Annotated in this window: 12 protein-coding genes and 1 tRNA gene; 9 read left to right on the forward strand and 4 right to left on the reverse strand. The window is 43.6% G+C overall.

Annotated elements, in window-relative coordinates:
* Positions 1-668: 668 nt before the first annotated feature.
* From Q0R37_RS11030 to Q0R37_RS11070, 9 genes are all read left to right on the forward strand, one after another.
* Positions 669-2,615: a CotH kinase family protein gene (locus Q0R37_RS11030; RefSeq protein ID WP_294754431.1), complete on the forward strand. Its 1,947-nt coding sequence runs from the start codon at positions 669-671 to the stop codon at positions 2,613-2,615.
* 13 nt (positions 2,616-2,628) lie between these two features.
* On the forward strand, positions 2,629-3,438 hold the full coding sequence (locus Q0R37_RS11035; RefSeq protein ID WP_294754433.1) for a hypothetical protein: 810 nt from the start codon (positions 2,629-2,631) through the stop codon (positions 3,436-3,438).
* 639 nt (positions 3,439-4,077) lie between these two features.
* Positions 4,078-5,760 carry a BspA family leucine-rich repeat surface protein gene (locus tag Q0R37_RS11040; RefSeq protein WP_294754436.1) on the forward strand — a complete coding sequence of 561 codons (1,683 nt, stop codon included), beginning with the start codon at positions 4,078-4,080 and terminating at the stop codon, positions 5,758-5,760.
* A gap of 109 nt (positions 5,761-5,869) precedes the next feature.
* Positions 5,870-5,998 (forward strand): hypothetical protein, encoded by a 129-nt coding sequence (locus tag Q0R37_RS11045; RefSeq protein ID WP_294754438.1) that lies wholly within the window; start codon positions 5,870-5,872, stop codon positions 5,996-5,998.
* 595 nt (positions 5,999-6,593) lie between these two features.
* Positions 6,594-6,797: a helix-turn-helix domain-containing protein gene (locus tag Q0R37_RS11050; RefSeq protein ID WP_242940092.1), complete on the forward strand. Its 204-nt coding sequence runs from the start codon at positions 6,594-6,596 to the stop codon at positions 6,795-6,797.
* Positions 6,794-7,399, forward strand: a complete 606-nt coding sequence (locus Q0R37_RS11055; protein WP_294754441.1) for a CHC2 zinc finger domain-containing protein — start codon at positions 6,794-6,796, stop codon at positions 7,397-7,399. The genes Q0R37_RS11050 and Q0R37_RS11055 overlap by 4 nt, the downstream gene beginning before the upstream one ends.
* A complete protein-coding gene (locus Q0R37_RS11060) occupies positions 7,326-8,798 on the forward strand; it encodes a phage/plasmid primase, P4 family (protein ID WP_294754443.1) in 1,473 nt (490 codons plus the stop codon). Before Q0R37_RS11055 ends, Q0R37_RS11060 begins: the two co-directional genes overlap by 74 nt.
* A 540-nt stretch (positions 8,799-9,338) precedes the next feature.
* Positions 9,339-9,668: a plasmid mobilization relaxosome protein MobC gene (gene mobC / locus Q0R37_RS11065; protein ID WP_294754445.1), complete on the forward strand. Its 330-nt coding sequence runs from the start codon at positions 9,339-9,341 to the stop codon at positions 9,666-9,668.
* Positions 9,669-9,811: 143 nt separating this feature from the next.
* Positions 9,812-11,002 carry a tyrosine-type recombinase/integrase gene (locus tag Q0R37_RS11070; RefSeq protein ID WP_294754447.1) on the forward strand — a complete coding sequence of 397 codons (1,191 nt, stop codon included), beginning with the start codon at positions 9,812-9,814 and terminating at the stop codon, positions 11,000-11,002.
* A gap of 119 nt (positions 11,003-11,121) precedes the next feature.
* Here Q0R37_RS11070 and Q0R37_RS11075 read toward each other — a convergent pair.
* From Q0R37_RS11075 to rpoC, 4 genes are all read right to left on the reverse strand, one after another.
* Positions 11,122-11,197: transfer RNA gene (locus Q0R37_RS11075), tRNA-Ala, on the reverse strand.
* A gap of 48 nt (positions 11,198-11,245) precedes the next feature.
* The gene (locus tag Q0R37_RS11080) at positions 11,246-12,388 is read right to left on the reverse strand and encodes a family 10 glycosylhydrolase (protein ID WP_294754449.1); all 1,143 of its coding nucleotides are present in this window, start codon (positions 12,386-12,388) and stop codon (positions 11,246-11,248) included.
* Positions 12,389-12,434: 46 nt separating this feature from the next.
* On the reverse strand, positions 12,435-12,902 hold the full coding sequence (locus Q0R37_RS11085) for a GNAT family N-acetyltransferase (protein WP_294754451.1): 468 nt from the start codon (positions 12,900-12,902) through the stop codon (positions 12,435-12,437).
* Between the two features lie 140 nt (positions 12,903-13,042).
* Positions 13,043-15,639, reverse strand: a 2,597-nt coding sequence (rpoC, locus tag Q0R37_RS11090) for a DNA-directed RNA polymerase subunit beta' (protein WP_294754453.1), incomplete at its 5' end; no start/stop codon positions are given.

Below are 15,639 nucleotides of genomic sequence, written 5' to 3' on the forward strand. Positions count from 1 at the left end.
GGCTTCCCACCTGCTCGATCATTCGCCCTTGGCTGGGCGCACAACTCCGATTTATCGTTGTAGATATTATAACATTCAGTTTCCGGATCTGTCAATAGAAACGCCAAAGTGCTACCGGCTTTACATCAGAAATACCATGTCTTAAAATTTCAACTCATTGCCGCCCTTCACGGGCGGTTTTACTTTTGTCCTGACTATTCCCGTTATATGTGATATACCAATATCGGAATGTATATTCCGATCAGCGTTTGGAGATGAGATACTTGTGTATGTCTATGCGTATAGAATCACGAGAAACGGCCGAGGTACCCATAAATATATTCATCATATCACCATGATATTTTTTGAACATGGCCGATGCAGAATTTGCCATCAGCGAAACATTTGTAAAAACATTTGCTGATGTTATTCAGTTCGTCAAACACACTATTGCATTTTATTTTTCTTTGTGATATAATGTCATTATGATATATTTTAGAAAATAAAACATCTAATTTCTTGAAAATACGGAAAACGTACAAGAAAGCTGATGACAAGCAGCACTTAAAAGACAATGATAACACCACAGAACGATTTAAAACAACATCAGGAATTCAGCCTCTATTTTGTGAAAGATAGAGGTCAATCGTTTTTAACTTGTATTTTCATTTCCAGAAAGGACAAGGTTTATGAGGAAAAAGGTCATTGCTTTTACGGCTGCTTTAATTATTTGCTTCGTTAACGGGGGCGGTTCGCTCTCGGGAACGAGGAAATACGGCAGTCCTTCGGTCACTGCGGCTGCTGAGGATAATTCTGCCATATCCGGCGATTACGCAAATGCGTCCCTGTTTGACGATACCAGGGTGCATACCATTAATATCATAATTACGGACGAGGAATGGGAGAAGATCAACGAAGCCACATCCGAGGACAAGGAGTATGCGAAATGCAATGTCGAGATCGACGGAGAGCTTTTCAAAAATGTTGCATTGAAAGCCAAGGGACATTCTTCGCTGAGTTTTGCAAGGGGCAGGACAGACAGTACCAACGAACGCGTCGGACTGCGCATCAATTTCAGCAAGTACGATGATAATACCACCTATCACGGACTCAATAAGCTTTCATTGAACAATTTTGCGGCTGATATCACCTGCATGAAGGACTATATCTCTTATCATTTGATGGACGATATGGGCGTTCATTCGCCCCTTTCGAGCTATACCGTTGTAAAGAAAAACGGCGAGGATTTTGCACTGTTTCTTGCAGTGGAGGACGTTGACAAGAGCTTTGCAGTCAGAAATTACGGCAACGCAGAGGTAGACCTTTACAAGCCTGAATCCGAATCAGCAGCAAAGCAGTCTGACCTGGAAGCTGTTTTACAGATATTCTCGGGAAACAAATATGCAGATCTCGACAAGACCGACCGTGTGGAACCGTGGAACGAAATCTCTGCAAAGATGCATCCCGAGGCCCTGAAAGACGCTGCATGCTGCCGCTGGATAAATGATGATCCGGCTTCCTATCAGAATATATGGGATTCCGATGAACTAAAATGCACAGATGAAGACAAGAAGGTCATGATAGACTGCCTGGACAAGCTGAACAACGGCACAGAGGAGGAGGCTCTCTCTGTTCTTGACACTGATCAGCTTATGAGGTACTGGGCTGTTCACGGCTTTATGAACAACTATGACAGCCTCGTGGGCAAGGCACGTGCATGGAACTTCTATCTGTGTGAGAATAACGGCGTACTTTCCTATATTCCGTGGGATTACAATGAATCCTTCGGCGGAATGGACGCGAGAGTGGTTATAAGAGACGTTCTGGGAGATATTCCTCTCGATACAACGCCTACAGGTCTTGACAATGTCATGTCTGCTGAAAAAGACCTTATCAATATGCCTATCGACAACCCGAACCGTATCGGAGGTACAGAGTTGCTGCCCATGCTGCATAAATGGATAAGCAGTGAAGAATATCTGGACAAGTACCATGAAATATGCAGGGAGCTTACCGGTCTTGAGGAAAAATATAAGAAATTGACATCGCAGACTGAGAGTATCATAAAACCTTATGTGAATAAGGAACTTACTTTCTATACCGGGGAGCAGTTTGACGACGCCATGAAGAACATGGAGCTTTATATGAAGTACCGTTTTGAGTCATACAGAAATCAGGTAAGCGGCAGGACTCCGTCAACATGGGAAGGTCAGAAAGAAAAGCCTGATACGCTCATAGAGCCCGAGGGACTTGAGCTTTATAAAATGGCTTCTGCGAAAAGGATCATAAATATTCCGCCGGCACAGGTGATCGCTCCGCTGGTAAATGCTTATCTCGGCAAAGACTCCGACAGAAGCGCCGAACATTTTGCAAAGCTTCTCCTTAACTATTTCAAAAACCCCGTTTCCATGTTCGATAAGGTACCGATACTGATACAGTATCCCACATGCCGTAAGGACGCAGTGAAGATCATGCACCGCAAGTACGGAACCGCAAGTATGTTTACCGTACAGGGCGGTCCTCCCGAAGGTGTACAGGGCGGTCCTCCCGAGGGTGTACAGGGCGGCCCTCCGTCAGCCTCAAATCCTGAAACCGCGGCTGATGCTCAGCAGGCAATAACTGCAAATGCTGAATAAGGAGGTAAGAATTATGAAGAAAAGAATCTGTATCGGTCTTGCAGCATTACTGATAACAATTTGCGCTTACGGCTGCTCGGATACCAAAGAGAATGACGTACCCACGAAAAATGTGCCTCCTGTGACAGAGGCTGTTGAAAATATCACGGAAAATAACGGTCCTCAGCAGGGAGGTCCTCCGCAGGTGGAGTTCGACCTTAATGCGGAATATGACGAATCAAAATATCTGCATTATGTGGATATGCCTGCCTGCAAGCCCACAGCCGCAGATGCAGAGGAGTTCAGGGGCTTATGGGAAGCTGATGTAATGGCCAAGGACTACATCGCTTATGATAGCATTTGCGGTGTTCCTGTGTCCGCAACAGGACATCTTGCGATAGACGCAGAAGGTACCGGCAAGTTCATAAACATCGATCCTGTTGTCATAAGCAGTGAATCACAGGGCGGTGCTCCGGAAGCTGCCGTACAGGGAGGACCGCCGCAGAGTGCGGACGCATCAGATCAGGGCAGTTCCGAAGCTGATGAGACAGAGCTTCCGATGACGTATACCTTTGAAAACGGAGCCCTGAACGCCCTGGTGACTATCCCCGTAGGGCCTCCCAAGAGCGTACAGGCGGCTAACGGAGCAAGTGAAACTGCCAAAGTGCAGGGACCTCCTCCGAAACAAATGTTACTGCAAATGACTGACGATGGAAGAATACTGGTCCAGTCTACCGAGCCCGACGGTACTGTTACCTCGGCTTACTACAAGAAGGTCGATTCCTTCAAGAAATTCGACTGGAGCTCTGTACATTTTGACTTTGATTCAGCATATGCACAATAATGATAAAAACGCATCGTTCAAACCACTTGCTTCTGTAAAGAAGCATTACCATGTAATGACGGGACGTAAAAATACTGCTGTCGAAAGATGTTCAATGTAAGGAAGATAATCACTTTATATTGAGAATTAATAAGAAGCTACTTAATGTCAAAACCGCAAAGGATCATTTTCCCCTATAGTACTGAAAATTTTTCTCCAAAGGCGTTAGTCGAATCAGAACTTAAAACCGAAGAAAAATGATACTTTATCGACATTAGCGAAAACGTGGAATATCCACTCAGACAGGCTTGTGGTCCCGAAAACCGTGGGATTGAATCCCATCTCCCACCCTCATGAAACAGGCACTTCCGAGAAATCGGAAGTGCTTTTTCGTTATTTGCGGGACTTTCTGTATCATTCTTTATTTTTTACAGGATTTATCCCCTGTCATTAAACTAAACGCAACTATTATCATCATTTATTCGGGTACTTTTCTTTCAGATACCCGATCAGCATTATGTGCCTGAAAGGAAAATTATGAACAAATTGTTAATTTTGCATTTTCATCTTTTCAATTATTGTGCTAAATGATATAATATTACTGTACGCTTTATAAAGGCGAATGTAAACTATTAGTATTATTAAAAGGAGGACTAATCAATGGAAAAATCGTATAAGAAAATCACTGCATTTACTCTCTCGCTTGCGATCATTGCTTGCAATGCAGTAAATTTTCTTCCAAACAACAACGCATTGACTGCAAAAGCAGCTGAATCGGTTTCAGAAGTGCTGGGAAAGGACGAGTCATACTATGACGCAGAGACAAATACCCTTCACCTCAAGGGATATATCAGAAACAGCGCAGACGGCTCGGGTATTATAGTTCCCGAAGACGTTGATAAAAAGGAAATAAGAATCATGACTGCAGACGAAGGAACAATTTTTCCTGCAAATTGCAGCCATTTCTGTGAAGGTATGGATGGCCTTGAGATAATAGAGCTCCAGAATGCGGACACATCACGTGTTACAGATATGTCTTATATGTTCAACTTCGCCCCGAATGAATCTTTTGTACGCGGCAGCGTTATTCTGAGCAATTTTGACACATCAAAAGTAACAAATATGCAGGGAATGTTCAAGAACTGTGATGCTATTACTTATGATGTCAGCAGCTTTGACACCTCTAATGTTACAAATATGTCTGAAATGTTTGAAGGCTGCGGCTGGGCAATGGAAACTTATTCAAATCCTATTGACAGTTACCATGACGAGCTCAATTACATGAAAACTATTGATTTAAGCAGCTTTGATACGAGCAAGGTAACCGATATGTCGGGAATGTTCAGGAAGTTTGGCCTTTCATCACTCGATCTGAGCAGCTTTGATACATCAAATGTAACCGATATGTCAGAAATGTTTGCATACTCTTTCTGGTTAAGCGACCTTGACCTCGGCGATTTTAATACATCAAGCGTTACCGATATGTCAGGAATGTTCAGAAATACACTGCTTTCTGATTATATCCCCGATACACCGTTTATTAATTCTGTGGATTTCAGCACTTTTGATACAAGCAATGTAACAGATATGTCCTGTATGTTTTTAAGCTCACGCTTTGATAAACTTGACCTGAGCGGATTTGACACATCAAATGTTACCGATATGTCGGAGATGTTCAGAGGAAGCTTTTTACTTGAATCTCTTGATCTCAGCTGCTTGGACAATTCAAATGTTACTGATATGTCATGGATGTTTGGAAACTGTTATACACTTACAGCTCTCGATCTGAGCAGCTTTGGCACATCAAGTGTTACCGATATGTCAGGGATGTTTAGCGGCTGTTATAATCTTGAATCTCTCGATCTCAGCAGCTTTGATACATCAAATGTTGCTGATATGTCAGAGATGTTTTATGAATCCTATAATCTTGAATCTCTCGATCTCAGCAGCTTTGACACTTCAAATGTTACTGATATGAACGGCATGTTCAACAGCTGCTATGATCTTCAGACAATTACTGTTGGTCCGAACTGGTCAACAGAATCATCTGAAGGCGAATCTATGTTCTATGGCTGTATATCTCTTACAGGCGGTGCAGGAACAGTATATGATAACAACCATATCGGTATAGAATACGCTCACGTTGACGGCGGAAAGAAAGATCCCGGCTACCTTACAGCAGTGGAAAACAACACCAGCAATACTATCATTATATACATTCCCGAAGAAACAATGGATGCGATAAATTATCTCTATGATTGTATCGACAATCCCGTAGTCAAAGACGTCATTTCTGCTGCAAAGGACATAATCAGCAAATATATATCTATCAAAATGTTCTGAGTACAGGGTATAGTATCAATAAAAGCGGCTGAGTTTTTCTTAGCCGCTTTTTTATGTAACCAAGTATCCGTCTGCTTCAGTTAGTCTGCCGCTGCAGCAGTTCTTTATAATGGCAATAAAAACTATTTATGATATAATAGCATATATTAAGCTCATAAGAAATAAAAGCATGAGAAAAATGATGATCGGCGACGGTTTCCTCGGAAGTCAGATTGCTTTCCAGTGTACCTATGCGTGACTTGAGACTAACCTTGAAATGTAAATAGTTTCTTATAAGCTTAAAATATGTTTTTAGAAAAGTTTGTATCTATATTATAACACAGTTGTCATGAAATAGGCACTTCCGAGAAATCGGAAGTGCTTTTTTCGTTGTTTTCTAATATAATAAGTCCCCGCAGCTGCGTAATGTCATTAAGCTATCACATCTACTATCTATAGTCAACTCAGGAGAATCACATTGAAAAAATATTTTCTGTTAGTTTTTGTTAGTAGGGACTTTTTTTAGACGCTGGATTTCACGATAGAAAAATAAAGATCAGCGTAATCAAGCCGTTTATACTGCATATTTTCAAAAATAGATGTTACATCTGAAAAAGTAGAGTATATGCCAGAATAGATGTGAAATAGTTGTAAATAGAGTATGTGTATCACATCTATTGACTTTGCTGTTTTGGTTAGCTATAATGGGATTGCAGCGTTGCAGAAGTAACCTGAAAACATAATAAATCACAATGGGCTAACAAATGATAGCTTTTTTCGCCGTCTTGTAATACATACAGCTTAAAGCGTATGTCAGCAGCAATGCTGATCTTATTTAAAAGGAGGTCATGAAAATGACTACACCAAAAAGAAAAGTGCTTACAATCAAAGAGGCGGCGAAGCTTATCGAGGGACTGACGGAATACCGCATCAGGCAGATGTGTATTTCGGGAGACCTGCCCTGTTTCAAGGCTGGCAAGAAGTACCTCATTTCCGAAGAAGCTCTTATGAAAGCTGTTTTCGGACATTATGAACCCGAGGGCGGTGATGCTGCATGAACATATTTGAAAAGGTTCGTGAAAGCGTTACCATGCAGCAGGTGGCGGAACTGTATAGTATCGACGCTCGCAGAGGAATGATAAACTGTATCTTCCATGACGACAAAACTCCGTCAATGAAACTATACGACGACCATTATTACTGCTTCGGCTGCGGAGCTCACGGTGATGCAGTAGCTTTTGCGGCTCAGGTAACGGGACTGTCACAGTACGAAGCTGCAAAGCAGCTTTGCTCCGCCTTCGGTATTGTACACAGCAGCAATGAACCATTCATAAAACCCGTGATACAGAGGGAAACTCAGCGTGAGAAAGAGGGCAAAGCCTTTCGCGTACTGTCGGATTATTATCATTTGCTGTGCAGATTCCGCGAAGAATATGCTCCGCAAACGCAGGGAGAAGAGCCCAGTCCGCTGTTTGTAGAGAGCCTGAACAATCAGGACGAATATGAGAATTACTGTAATATTTTCATCAGCGGAACTCAGGAAGAGAGAAAAGATTTTATCGAGAACAGGAAGGAGGTATTGGAACGTGCAGGAAAAAGAGTCAGAGAATATTATGGAAATAGTATCACAGGACGAAGCAGCGAATATGTCATTTCCTGATGAAGAGTCGACGATAATAGATGTCGAACCTGAGGAGCTTACTTCGGACGGTGATTCTAACAGCTCATATACTGCTCCCGAAGTATGCAGCGCTTCCACCACAGATTCAACTCCCGTATGGCTCGATGATAAGAGCGTAAATGAGATAATCTTCTGCGAGGAATTTTTATCCGAGCACAGGATAATCTGTATCAATAATCAATTCATCGGTTTCGATGGAGTTATAGAAGATATCTGCATTGAAAAGCTCATCTACGAGAAGCTGAAACCGTATATCCAGAAAGGCGTCGCAGGTAAGGTTAAACAGCTGTGTCAGGCGCTGAAACTGGACGCACATTCCGAGGAAATAGTTCCCGACATGAACGAGATACACCTTTTAAATGGTACACTGAATGCTAAGACAGGCGAGTTCTCACAGGAGAAAAAGTTCTGCTTCGGACGTATCAATAACAGATATAATCCTAATGCAGCTCCGCCCGAGAAGTTCCTGTCGTTTTTGTCGGAGCTTCTGATACCTGAGGATATCCTCACCTTGCAGGAATGGTTCGGATATCTTCTTATACCGAGTACAAAGGCGCAGAAGATGCTGACCATGATAGGAAACGGTGGAGAGGGAAAGAGCCGTATCGGAGTTCTGCTGAAAAACATTTACGGACGAACAATGTCCACGGGAAATCTCCACACTCTTGAAACAAACCGTTTCGCCCGTGCAGCTCTTGAAAACGCATATCTTTTCCTTGACGATGACATGATAATGGACAAGCTCTCCGAGACAAACGTGCTGAAAACAATTATCACAAATGAAGGTAAAATGCTTATCGAGAAGAAAGGCATACAACCTTATTCAGCAAATATCTATGCGAAGCTTATGTCGTTCGGAAACGGTTCGCTGAAATCTCTCACGGATAAATCCGACGGCTTCTTCCGCAGGCAGATAATTATTACCACGAAGCCCAAACCCGAAAACAGAATTGATGATCCTTTCCTCGTTGAGAAATTTATTTCCGAAAAGGAAGGAATACTTCTGTGGTCACTTGAAGGTCTGCGGAGACTTATGGATAATAATTTCAGCTTTACTATCAGCGAAAGGACAGCAGAAAATCTCAGGAACAGCATGAAGGACAGCAGCAACATTATCGGCTTCTTAGAGGACGAACAGTTTGTAAAATTTGATCCTTCACTGGAATGCTCCACGGCTGATCTTTACAGCGGTTATTGTCACTGGTGTGCTATTAACAGTACCGATCCTATGAAAAAGGAAATGTTCAACTTCTGGCTTAAGCAGAATCACAACAAGTACAATATCGAATACGGTAACAATATTCAGAGTCACGGGAATGTGAAGAAAGCCAGAGGATATCGCGGACTTGATACCACCTACAGAAATAATCTCAGCTGAATTTAAAAAATGATGTATTTGGTGTATTCGGTGTATTCATATACGGTGTTAAGCCATTTTCAGGCTGTTTTTTAATACATCAAAATACACCGCGAATACACCTTGAATACACCGACGCTGTATCAGATGTATTTTGAAACGTCGGAATACAGGCAAATAGACACCAAATACATCAAATACACCGATTTTGAAATCCATTTCAGTTTTTCAGAAGGAGAATAATTCTTCAGAAGCTGTGCTCTTGTGCCGAAACAGAAATGGTAGTTTTCATTGAAAAAACATTCTATGCTTTTCAGAAATTTCCGAAAAAGTAATCAGGCACTGAAGTGCAGTTTGGAAGGGAGCAAGCATAGCCTTTGTAAAGACACTTCGGCAGTTTCTGAAGAAACTGTACTTGCTCTTTTGAAGGGGAGCAAGCAACGCCTGTGTCATTACACTTTCGATTTTTCAAGAAAAATCTCATCAAAGGCAGCAGACATTACTGGGAGATTCCCAGACCCTTTTCGATGATGTTTATGATATTTTTCAAGGAGGGAAGATATGGCAAACCGTGTAAGGAAACACATGATTAATTTCTATGTTGATGACGATGAACTTGCAGCTATCAGGCTGAAAATGAGCAAAATGAATATGACCAATCAATCGCTGTATATGAGAAAAATGGCTCTTGAAGGTCGTATCATAAAAGTGGACTATTCCGTTTTCAATGATATCGCAAGTTCCATTTCCGGAGTAGCGAGAAATATCAATCAGATAGCAAAACGTATCAACGCTACCGATAACATTTATGCAGAGGATATGCAGCAGATAGAACAGACTCAGGAGGAGATATGGAAGTTATTGAAAAAGATACTTTCAAAGCTTCTCTGAGCAAGCAGACATTATTGATCGACAAAAACTGGCAGTTGTCTTTTCCATGTAATTCACCAACTTCAAGTATTGACTTTAAAGTAAGAAAGTGATATAATCAGCGTGGAAAGGTACGCTGTAATATTATTGAGGAGGTAATTATTATGGCCAGTATCACAAAACGAGGCGGCAGTTATCTTATCAAGGTAAGCTGCGGCTATAATTGCAAAGGCAAGCAGATGGTTCAGACTATTACTTGGAAACCTGAACCAGGAATGTCAGCTAAACAAATAGAAAAGGAGGTCAACAGGCAGGCTGTATTATTTGAAGAAGCCTGCAATCAGGGATATCAGAGTGTAGCAGTGAAGTTTGAAACCTTTTGCGAAGAATGGTTTGAGAGTTATGCAAAAAACAATCTTCGTAACACGACTTATGAGCGTATGCTCAGACTGCGTCCAAGGGTTTACTCTGCTCTCGGTCATATCAGAATCGACAAGATGAACCCAAGACAGATACAGGCGTTTATTAACTCGCTTGCGTCCAAAGGTGCAAATCAGCGTAATGGTAATCCCCTTTCGCCAAAAACAATAAAGCATTATTACAGTTTAATATCAGAAGTTTTTACCTTTGCTGAGAAAATGGATGTTGTCAGTCAGAACCCATGCAAAAAAGTCTCTATTCCCAAAGGACAGTATAAAGAAAAGGAGATCTATTCTCCCGCTGAAATACAGAAGATTCTCAATCTTCTCGAAAACGAACCGATAAAGTATCAGGTGTTCTTTACTCTTATGATATACAGTGGTTTTCGCCGTGGGGAAATGCTTGGACTTGAGTGGAAAGATGTGAACTTTGAAAGCAGCATTATCAGTATCCGCAGAACAAGCAACTATACTTCAATGAAAGGCACTTATACTGATACCACCAAAACAAGGCGCTCACAAAGAACATTGAAGTTTCCGGAGCATATAATGTCACTTCTGAAAAAGTACAAGAGCGAACAAGCTGAACACGCATTCAAATGCGGAGATAAATGGATAGAGAATGATCGTCTATTTACAAAATGGAACGGTGAGCCTATGTATAACGGTCAGCCTTATTCATGGTTTGAAGGTTTCTGCGAAAAGAATGATATTCCATTCCGTGGGATCCATTGCTTCAGACACACCTTCGCTTCGCTCCTCGTCAACCAGGGCGTTGATATCGTGACTGTATCGGGAGCTTTAGGACACTCCGAGGTTTCTACAACAAGCAATATTTACTGTCATATGCTTGATGAAGCAAGAGCTAAAGTTGCTGATGCAGTCAGTGCAGCTCTTGACTTTACAAATAAAAAAACAGAGCCAAGAGGCGCTTGATCTGCTCGGCTCGTAATAGATATATCATTTAATAAAGAACAAATAAAGAACAAACGACTTTTTCTAAAAAAAGCGAAACTCGGGAATGGCTATATATAGCCATTCCCGAGCCTTTAAAATGGTGGAGCATAGGGGATTCGAACCCCTGACCCCCACACTGCCAGTGTGATGCGCTCCCAGCTGCGCTAATGCCCCAAACTGTTAAAAGTATAGCACATTATTGCAAATCTGTCAAGTGTTTTTTTAATAATAAAGTGCATATCCGTCAGCTTCCGAAGCTGTTACGGCTGCTATCTGCTTATTTATAATATCGGGATCGTTTATCCATTCAAGCTCAGCGGAGCTTCCTGCCCATTTATCCTCCCTTCCGAGCTTGTAAGCTGCAAGTCCTATGATAAGCGAAACATCACTTCCTCTTACAAGTTCTGTCCATTGCTCCAGCGTTGGCAGGAACGGCATTGTCTCATTCTCAAAGCCATAATATATCTGCGGAACTATATAGTCGCAGAAGCCGCTTTCACTCCCCCATTTTTTCACATCGGCATACTGAGTCTCATAGTCTGCCCTGATATTTCCCTGCGGACTTATCCCGAAAAGCAGCCTATCATCTTTTTCCTTTACTGTATCGTACAGCTTCTTCACAAAGCGGCTCACGTTCTCGGTGCGCCATGCCGCGAGGTCGGAAGCTCCGCTCTGTACAAAGGCTTCACTGTCAAAATCGGCAGACGTTGTCGGATAGAAATAATCGTCGATATGTACTCCGTCCACGTTGTAGTTATCTGTTATTTCCCTGACCGTATCACCGAGGAACTCCACTGTTTCGGGATAGGCAGGATCAAGATACCATCTGCCGTTTACATTTTTTACATAGGGCATACCAGCATTGACCCATTTCTTTACTATAAAGCTGTCAGGAACCCTTTCCATTTGTTCTGCTGTCTGTAGTCTGAGAGGATTTATCCACGCATGGACTGATATGCCGCGGTTATGTGCTTCTTCAATAATTATTGCCAGCGGATCGTAATTCCCGTCAAGGAATTCACCCTTTGGATATATGCTTGAAGTATAGTAAGCGTCGCCGCTTGGATGCACATGAAAATACACCGTATTCACGCCGTCTGCCGCAGCATCTTCCAGTATCTCCGCAGCGCCCTTGCGGAAGTCCTCCTCGCTTTTCCCCTGCATATACTCGGGGAACTTCACATATGGAAGCCACATTCCAACCTGCCGCGGATAATTCATCGGAACATATCCCCCGCTTTCTTCCGCCGCAGTCGTACTTTCGCTGTATCCTGCATTTTTCACGCCCTCTGTCGGAAGAACTGCCGAGCAGCCCGCCGATATAAAAAAAGCAGCCGTACAGGCGGCTGCAATAAATCTTTTCATAGCTCTCACCTCACTGCATTATATGCGGTGGGCGGACATGATATGCTCATTTTTTCTCATAAAACACCATAGTCATTCTGTCGTTTATCACTTCTGTTTTTCCTGTCTGATGATAGCCCATTTTCTCGTAAAGATAACAGTTCCCTGCTTCCTGCAATATCGTATCGAGGCACCAGTTATCGGCTCCGTGAAGCTTCTCAACAGCTATTATCGCCTTCTGAGCATAGCCTTTGCTGCGGAACTCTTTCATAATAAATACAGGTGAGATACGCTTTGGACTGCCGTCTTTATTATCGACAATGCGGATAGCTCCCACAGCAGTTTCGCCCTCCATGATGAAGTAGTAATATGTAAACGGCTGACAAAGCCTTTCTTCAACTCGGCTCATAGGCTCGTTTGCGGGGCTTATATCGTAATCATGATACTTCGCAAGAAGCTCCGAAAAGGCTTCCGCCTGCATTTTCCAGAGCTTTTCACAGTCCTGCATATCAATACGTTTCAGCGTAATACTCATAGTATCTGCTCCTGCTTTAAAAAGTTGATTAGTTGACGACGTCCTCGGCGTCCCAAAACAAATGATTATCGGGCGGATAATATCCGCCCCTGCATGATAAGGAAAGCTCCCGAAGAATCAACTCCTCGGGAGCTTTGTGCTTATATCTGATTTGCAATGGGAGCAGCTGCATTGTGCTCGCCATAGCCTTCGTTCTTAACGACCTCAACGTTTCTGTAACACTCCATACCTGTACCTGCGGGTATGAGCTTACCGATGATGACGTTCTCCTTAAGTCCGAGGAGTCTGTCGCTCTTGCCTCTGATAGCAGCGTCTGTAAGAGCCTTTGTAGTCTCCTGGAACGAAGCTGCTGACATGAAGCTGTCTGAGTTCGATGAAGCCTTTGTGATACCCTGAAGAACAGGACTTGTCTGAACAAGCTGTACATTGTACTCGCCTGCGTCGATACGTGCCTGAAGCTCTTCATTGATAGCGTCGATCTCCTTGCTGTCAACAAGAGTACCGGGGAGCAGATAGCTGCTGCCTGTTTCCTCGACCTTTATCTTTCTGAGCATCTGACGAACGATTACTTCGATATGCTTATCGTTGATATCAACACCCTGTAAACGGTAAACCTTCTGAACTTCATTGATGATGTAGTTCTGAACTGCCTGTGTACCGAGGATATTAAGTATATCAGCAGGATAGATGTTACCTTCCGTAAGACGTGTTCCCTTTTCGATGTCGTCGTTCTCCTGAACTCTGATCTTAAGGTTGTAAGGTATCATATAGCTTTCGGATTCGCCTGTCTCATCATTGGAAACGATGATATTTCTTGTGGTCTTGATCTCTTCGATGTGTACCTTACCCGAAATTCTCGAAAGGATAGCAGCACCCTTCGGACGTCTGCTCTCAAAGAGCTCCTCAACACGGGGAAGACCCTGTGTGATATCTTCTGCGTCGGCAGAAGCAACACCGCCCGTATGGAAGGTTCTCATGGTAAGCTGTGTACCCGGCTCACCGATAGACTGAGCAGCGATGATACCAACAGCTTCACCGACAGATACCATATTGTTGTTTGCAAGGTTAGCGCCGTAGCACTTAGCGCACACACCTGTTCTCGACTTACAGGTAAGTACCGAACGGATCTTTATCCTCTCGATGCCTGAGTCGATTATCTTCTTTGCGTCTGCGTCGTTGATGATCTTGTTGCGCGATACAACGAGCTCGCCAGATTCGTCGCGGAGATCCTCGGCAAGGTATCTGCCTACGAGACGCTCTGCGAAAGGCTCAACGATCTCGTTGCCGTTCTTGATCTCGAATACCTCAATACCCTCTGTAGTTCCGCAGTCCTCCTCACGGATGATAACGTCCTGAGAAACGTCAACGAGACGACGTGTAAGGTAACCCGAGTCAGCGGTACGGAGAGCCGTATCGGCAAGTCCCTTTCTCGCACCTCTTGAAGCGATGAAGTACTCCAAGATGTTAAGACCTTCACGGTAGTTAGCTCTGATCGGGATCTCGATAACGGTACCTGATGTATTGGCGATAAGTCCACGCATACCTGCCAGCTGACGGATCTGTGAGATAGAACCACGTGCACCCGAGTCAGCCATCATCCAGATAGGATTGTATCTGTCGAAATTGGACTTAAGAGCCTTTGTAACATCGTCTGTGGTATTTGTCCAGAGAGCGATGATCTTCTTAGTCTTTTCCTGTGCGGAGATATATCCGTACTCGTATTCGCTTGTGATCTGCTCTACCTCTGCATCTGCCTTTGCAAGTATATCCTTCTTCTGAGGTGGTATGGTAGCATCGCAGACAGCAACTGTAAGAGCTGCTCTTGTGGAGTACTTGTATCCGAGAGCCTTGATACGGTCAAGCACCTCGGATGTGGTAGTTGTTCCGTGTATCTTTATGCAGCGCTCAATGATATCTGAGAGCTGCTTCTTTCCTACGAGGAAAGCAACTTCGAGGTCGAACTGCTTGTCGGAGTTGGTTCTGTCAACATAGCCCAGATTCTGAGGGATATTCTCATTGAAGATAAGTCTGCCGACTGTAGCATCTATGATCTTGGATACCTTCTTGTCGCCGATATCCTTTGTTATCTTTACCTTGATATTAGCGTGGAGCGATACATCATGCTCGTTGTAAGCCATGAGAGCTTCGTTCACATCGCGGAATACCTTGCCCTCGCCGGGTTCGCCGGGCTTATCCATTGTCAGGTAGTAGGAACCGAGTACCATATCCTGTGAAGGAACGGCAACAGGCTTACCGTCTGACGGCTTCAGCAGGTTGTTTGCCGCAAGCATGAGGAATCTTGCCTCTGCCTGAGCTTCTGCGGAAAGAGGAAGGTGTACAGCCATCTGGTCGCCGTCGAAGTCAGCGTTGAACGCAGAGCATACGAGCGGGTGGAGCTTGATGGCACGGCCCTCAACGAGGATAGGCTCGAATGCCTGGATACCCAGTCTGTGAAGCGTAGGAGCACGGTTCAGCATAACGGGATGATCCTTGATAACGTCCTCGAGAGCGTCCCATACCTTATTGTCGGCACGGTCGATGAGCTTTCTTGCGCTCTTTATATTGGCAATAGCCTTCTTGTCAACGAGTCTCTTGAGTACGAAGGGCTTGAAGAGCTCCAGAGCCATTTCCTTAGGGAGACCGCACTGGTACATTTTCAGCTCAGGTCCTACAACGATAACCGAACGTCCTGAGTAGTCAACACGCTTACCGAGAAGGTTCTGACGGAAACGTCCCT

Origin of the sequence: uncultured Ruminococcus sp. (assembly GCF_946415235.1) — a bacterium.
In the GTDB taxonomy this organism is placed as follows: Bacteria; Bacillota; Clostridia; order Oscillospirales; family Ruminococcaceae; genus Ruminococcus.

Coding starts and splice junctions, on each gene's coding strand:
- Q0R37_RS11085 (WP_294754451.1), bottom strand. CDS start 12,902: ATGAGTATTACGCTGAAACGTATTGATATGCAGGACTGTGAAAAGCTC.
- Q0R37_RS11030 (WP_294754431.1), top strand. CDS start 669: ATGAGGAAAAAGGTCATTGCTTTTACGGCTGCTTTAATTATTTGCTTC.
- Q0R37_RS11045 (WP_294754438.1), top strand. CDS start 5,870: ATGGCAATAAAAACTATTTATGATATAATAGCATATATTAAGCTCATA.
- Q0R37_RS11055 (WP_294754441.1), top strand. CDS start 6,794: ATGAACATATTTGAAAAGGTTCGTGAAAGCGTTACCATGCAGCAGGTG.
- mobC (WP_294754445.1), top strand. CDS start 9,339: ATGGCAAACCGTGTAAGGAAACACATGATTAATTTCTATGTTGATGAC.
- Q0R37_RS11040 (WP_294754436.1), top strand. CDS start 4,078: ATGGAAAAATCGTATAAGAAAATCACTGCATTTACTCTCTCGCTTGCG.
- Q0R37_RS11050 (WP_242940092.1), top strand. CDS start 6,594: ATGACTACACCAAAAAGAAAAGTGCTTACAATCAAAGAGGCGGCGAAG.
- Q0R37_RS11070 (WP_294754447.1), top strand. CDS start 9,812: ATGGCCAGTATCACAAAACGAGGCGGCAGTTATCTTATCAAGGTAAGC.
- Q0R37_RS11080 (WP_294754449.1), bottom strand. CDS start 12,388: ATGAAAAGATTTATTGCAGCCGCCTGTACGGCTGCTTTTTTTATATCG.
- Q0R37_RS11035 (WP_294754433.1), top strand. CDS start 2,629: ATGAAGAAAAGAATCTGTATCGGTCTTGCAGCATTACTGATAACAATT.